At 51.6% G+C, this 2,956-nt stretch carries 1 rRNA gene; it reads left to right on the top strand.

What is annotated here, in order from left to right:
- Nucleotides 1–28 precede the first annotated feature (28 nt).
- Nucleotides 29–2,917, top strand: a 23S ribosomal RNA gene (locus tag R7Z47_RS23950).
- Nucleotides 2,918–2,956: the final 39 nt, after the last annotated feature.

A 2,956-nucleotide genomic window follows, 5' to 3' on the forward strand; every position in this document is an offset into this window, starting at 1 on the left:
ATCAACTCGAAACTCCTTCGGGTTGTATGGTTAAGTGACTAAGCGTACACGGTGGATGCCTTGGCAGTCAGAGGCGATGAAGGACGTATTAACTTGCGATAAGCCCAGATTAGGTAGTAAAAACCATTTGAGTCTGGGATTTCCGAATGGGGAAACCCAATACCATAAGGTATTACTGTTGAGTGAATACATAGCTCAACAGGGCGAACCGGGGGAACTGAAACATCTAAGTACCCCGAGGAAAAGAAATCAACCGAGATTCCGAAAGTAGCGGCGAGCGAAATTGGACTAGCCCTTAAGCTTTACACGCGTTAGACGAACAGCCTGGAAAGGCCGACGATACAGGGTGATAGTCCCGTAGTTGACGACGTGTGTTCAGTGAAATCGAGTAGGGCGGGACACGTGATATCCTGTCTGAATATGGGGGGACCATCCTCCAAGGCTAAATACTACTGACTGACCGATAGTGAACCAGTACCGTGAGGGAAAGGCGAAAAGAACCCCTGTGAGGGGAGTGAAATAGAACCTGAAACCGTGTACGTACAAGCAGTAGGAGCAGGCTTGTCCTGTGACTGCGTACCTTTTGTATAATGGGTCAGCGACTTATATTCAGTGGCAAGGTTAACCATCTAGGGGAGCCGTAGGGAAACCGAGTCTTAACTGGGCGTTCAGTCTCTGGATATAGACCCGAAACCAGGTGATCTAGCCATGGGCAGGTTGAAGGTTGAGTAACATCAACTGGAGGACCGAACCGACTAATGTTGAAAAATTAGCGGATGACTTGTGGCTAGGGGTGAAAGGCCAATCAAACCTGGAGATAGCTGGTTCTCCCCGAAAGCTATTTAGGTAGCGCCTCGGACGAATACTACTGGGGGTAGAGCACTGTTAAGGCTAGGGGGTCATCCCGACTTACCAACCCTTTGCAAACTCCGAATACCAGTAAGTACTATCCGGGAGACACACGGCGGGTGCTAACGTCCGTCGTGGAGAGGGAAACAACCCAGACCGCCAGCTAAGGTCCCAAATTACTACTAAGTGGGAAACGATGTGGGAAGGCTCAGACAGCCAGGATGTTGGCTTAGAAGCAGCCATCATTTAAAGAAAGCGTAATAGCTCACTGGTCGAGTCGGCCTGCGCGGAAGATGTAACGGGGCTAAGTAGTAAACCGAAGCTGCGGCAATGCACTTTGTGCATTGGGTAGGGGAGCGTTCTGTAAGCGGTTGAAGGTGTGTGGTAACGCATGCTGGACGTATCAGAAGTGCGAATGCTGACATGAGTAACGATAAAGGGGGTGAAAAACCTCCTCGCCGGAAGACCAAGGGTTCCTGTCCAACGTTAATCGGGGCAGGGTAAGTCGACCCCTAAGGCGAGGCCGAAAGGCGTAGTCGATGGGAAACGGGTTAATATTCCCGTACTTCTTACAATTGCGATGGGGGGACGGAGAAGGCTAGGTGGGCCTGGCGACGGTTGTCCAGGTTCAAGTGCGTAGGCTGAGAAATTAGGTAAATCCGGTTTCTCTTAAGGCTGAGACACGACGTCGAGCATCTACGGATGTGAAGTCATTGATGCCATGCTTCCAGGAAAAGCCTCTAAGCTTCAGATTGTAAGGAATCGTACCCCAAACCGACACAGGTGGTCGGGTAGAGAATACCAAGGCGCTTGAGAGAACTCGGGTGAAGGAACTAGGCAAAATGGTACCGTAACTTCGGGAGAAGGTACGCTCTCGACGGTGAAGTCCCTCGCGGATGGAGCTATTGAGAGTCGCAGATACCAGGTGGCTGCAACTGTTTATTAAAAACACAGCACTGTGCAAAATCGCAAGATGACGTATACGGTGTGACGCCTGCCCGGTGCCGGAAGGTTAATTGATGGGGTTAGACTTCGGTCGAAGCTCTTGATCGAAGCCCCGGTAAACGGCGGCCGTAACTATAACGGTCCTAAGGTAGCGAAATTCCTTGTCGGGTAAGTTCCGACCTGCACGAATGGCGTAATGATGGCCACGCTGTCTCCACCCGAGACTCAGTGAAATTGAAATCGCTGTGAAGATGCAGTGTACCCGCGGCTAGACGGAAAGACCCCGTGAACCTTTACTACAGCTTGGCACTGAACATTGACCCTACATGTGTAGGATAGGTGGGAGGCTTTGAAGCGCAGTCGCTAGATTGCGTGGAGCCGTCCTTGAAATACCACCCTTGTAGTGTTGATGTTCTAACGTCGACCCCTTATCGGGGTTGCGGACAGTGCCTGGTGGGTAGTTTGACTGGGGCGGTCTCCTCCCAAAGCGTAACGGAGGAGCACGAAGGTGGGCTAATCACGGTTGGACATCGTGAGGTTAGTGCAATGGCATAAGCCCGCTTGACTGCGAGAATGACAATTCGAGCAGGTGCGAAAGCAGGTCATAGTGATCCGGTGGTTCTGAATGGAAGGGCCATCGCTCAACGGATAAAAGGTACTCCGGGGATAACAGGCTGATACCGCCCAAGAGTTCATATCGACGGCGGTGTTTGGCACCTCGATGTCGGCTCATCACATCCTGGGGCTGAAGTCGGTCCCAAGGGTATGGCTGTTCGCCATTTAAAGTGGTACGCGAGCTGGGTTTAGAACGTCGTGAGACAGTTCGGTCCCTATCTGCCGTGGGCGTTGGAGAATTGAAAGGGGCTGCTCCTAGTACGAGAGGACCGGAGTGGACGAACCTCTGGTGTTCGGGTTGTGTCGCCAGACGCATTGCCCGGTAGCTAAGTTCGGGATCGATAACCGCTGAAAGCATCTAAGCGGGAAGCGAGCCTTGAGATGAGTTCTCCCTGATACTTTAAGTATCCTAAAGGGTTGTCGTAGACTACGACGTTGATAGGCAGGGTGTGTAAGCGTTGTGAGGCGTTGAGCTAACCTGTACTAATTGCCCGTGAGGCTTAACCATACAACACCCAAGGGGTTTTGATGGACTCAATGAAAGAAC

The sequence above is a fragment of the Vibrio sp. 1641 genome (assembly GCF_033339995.1).
In the GTDB taxonomy this organism is placed as follows: Bacteria; Pseudomonadota; Gammaproteobacteria; order Enterobacterales; family Vibrionaceae; genus Vibrio; species Vibrio alginolyticus.